We start from the raw sequence: 2,617 nt of genomic DNA on the forward strand, positions 1-2,617 counted from the left end.
CGAACGAACCCGCTCGCGCGGGAGGGGCGCGGGCTGAGGCGTGTGCCTCGTTGACGGTATCGGCGAGGCTTTGATCGGACCAGGGGTGACGAACGGCCGGAGTCCTCCGAGCATGAAGGGGTCAACCTTCAGCTTGAGAGGAGCATCCGATGACCGTCGTTCCTAATCCATCCGGTAGCGCGCTTCGTGAGCGCATGATCGAAGACATGTCCATGCGCGGCTTCACCGAGGCCACGCGCCGTGACTACATCCGTTGTGTGAAGGCGTTTGCCGCCTTCATCGGCCGCTCCCCCGACATGGCGACGGCTGAGGATCTGCGCCGGTTCCAGTTGCACCAGACCCGGGTGGGCATGCAGGCAGCGAGCATCAACAGCTCAGTCTCGGCGCTGCGCTTCTTCTTCACTGTGACGATCGACCGGCCCGATCTCTCGCGCCGCCTGACCGTGATCCATCAACCACGCAGGCTGCCGCTGGTTCTGAGCGTCGCGGAGGTAGTACGGCTGCTCGACGCCGCACCGGGGCCGAAGTACAAGGCTGCCCTCGGCACGGCCTATGGCGCCGGATTGCGGGTGTCGGAGATCGTGGCGCTCAAGGTGACCGATATCGACTCGACACGCATGCTGATCCGCGTCGAACAGGGCAAGGGGCGCAAGGATCGCCACGCCATGCTGTCGCCGCAACTGCTCGAGTTGCTGCGGGCTTGGTGGCGCGAAGGCAAGCGCCGCGGCGTAATGCTGCCGCAGGGCTGGCTGTTTCCGGGCCGCAACCCGATCACGCCACTCTCCACGCGGCAGATGAACCGCGTCGTCCATACCGCCGCGCAAGCCGCCAAGATCAAGAAGCGGGTGACGCCGCACACGCTGCGCCACAGCTTCGCCACGCATCTGCTGGAGCAGGACGTCGACATCCGCGTCATCCAGGTCCTGCTCGGCCATGCCAAACTTGATACGACCGCGCTCTATGCCCGCGTCGCCACCAAGACCATCCGCGCCGTGATGAGCCCGCTCGACCGGATCAGACTTCTGACAGAGAACGAGACCAGACCGGACGCGTGACGCGTGGCGGTGAGCCGCCCGTTACTAGAGGTCGCCGATATCTTCCACCGCCATGGCGCCGCCTGGCGCGCGACCCATGCCGGTCACTTGAGCCTCGGCCAGTTGAAGGTAATGTCGGCGATCGAGAGCTGCCGCACCGCAGCCCTCGGCGGTCACGTCGAGGCATGCGAGGACTGCGGCCATAGCCGCATCGCCTATAACAGCTGCCGCAATCGTCACTGCCCCAAGTGCCAGGGTGCGGCGGCAAGGGAATGGCTCACCGCGCGCCAGGCCGATCTGCTGCCCGTCGGCTATTTCCATGTTGTCTTCACGCTACCGGTCGAGGTCGCCGACATCGCCTATCACAACAAGAGGATAATCTATGATCTCCTCTTCCGTGCCGCCTCGCAGGCCATGCTCACCATCGCGGCCGATCCCAAGCACCTGGGCGCACGCATCGGCATCACCGCCGTGCTGCATACGTGGGGCTCGGCGATGACCCATCATCCGCATGTGCACATGATCGTGCCCGGCGGCGGCATCGCGCTCGATGGTGAGCGGTGGGTGTCATGCCGACCCGGCTTCTTCCTGCCCGTGCGCGTGCTCTCAAGGCTGTTCCGCCGCCTCTTCCTGGCGAAGCTCACTGAGGCCCATGCCGCCGGCCAGCTGAAGTTCTTCGGCGATCATGCTGGCTTAAGCGAGCGCAGCTCCTTTGTTAAATTCCTGGTGCCGCTCAGAAAAAAGAACTGGTTCGTCTACGCCAAGCCACCCTTCGCCGGACCCGAGGCCGTTCTGGCGTATCTGTCGCGCTACACCCATCGCGTCGCCATCTCCAACAGCCGGCTGATCGCGCTCGATGGCTCTGGTGTGACGTTCCGCTACAAGGACTACCGTCGCAGCGGTGACGAGCGTTATCGGGCCATGACGCTCGATCCAGATGAATTCATTCGCCGCTTCCTGCTTCACGTGCTGCCCATGGGCTTCCATCGCATCCGACACTATGGACTGCTTGCCAGCGCCGGCCGCGCGGCAAATGTCGCCCGCGCCCGCGTGCTTCTCGCCGCGCCCCAGCCTGAAATCGGCCGATCCGATGATGCCGATACTGCTGCCCCACCAGACTGGCGGCCGCCCTGTCCGTGCTGCGGCGGGCGCATGATCATCATCGAGACCTTCGAGCGCGACAACCACGCCCAAGCACCGCCATCCGCCGCCTCAACAACAAGGCCCCAAACGCCATGACCGCGACCCGCCCGTCACGCACCATTCCTGCCCAGGAACCTCATCGTCCCCGGAAGGATAACTTCGTCCGCCCGCGTCGAACGTCGCAACTAAACACACCAAATCGACCTCGCTGGAACCACCAGGCCGCAGCATGCGCGGCACCGGCGAAGTTCGCTCCGACCTCACCATGATCATTACCACCCCTCAGCCGCACTTCGGCCGAACACCACCCAACGAAAACGACAAATCCCCATAGACCGGCAACCGCGCTTTCCATCCCGCGGGTTCTTTCACTGGAGGCTTTCGGACGCCGGCCCGAGCCAGGCCAACGCGTGGAGCGCCAGCATCCGAAACCCATCACA

General features: G+C 64.6%; 2 protein-coding genes. Both read left to right on the forward strand.

The genetic code is table 11. The annotated features are described in order from the left end of the window. The first annotated feature begins 149 nt into the window (after positions 1-149). The gene (locus IB264_RS34105) at positions 150-1,055 is read left to right on the forward strand and encodes a tyrosine-type recombinase/integrase (protein WP_057222714.1); all 906 of its coding nucleotides are present in this window, start codon (positions 150-152) and stop codon (positions 1,053-1,055) included. Positions 1,056-1,064: 9 nt separating this feature from the next. Then, complete coding sequence (locus tag IB264_RS34110) at positions 1,065-2,273, forward strand: IS91 family transposase (protein WP_082571721.1); 1,209 nt, start codon at positions 1,065-1,067, stop codon at positions 2,271-2,273. Positions 2,274-2,617: the final 344 nt, after the last annotated feature.

Origin of the sequence: Ensifer sp. ENS11, assembly GCF_014851895.1 — a bacterium.
GTDB lineage: Bacteria > Pseudomonadota > Alphaproteobacteria > Rhizobiales > Rhizobiaceae > Ensifer > Ensifer canadensis.

Coding starts and splice junctions, on each gene's coding strand:
- IB264_RS34105 (WP_057222714.1), top strand. CDS start 150: ATGACCGTCGTTCCTAATCCATCCGGTAGCGCGCTTCGTGAGCGCATG.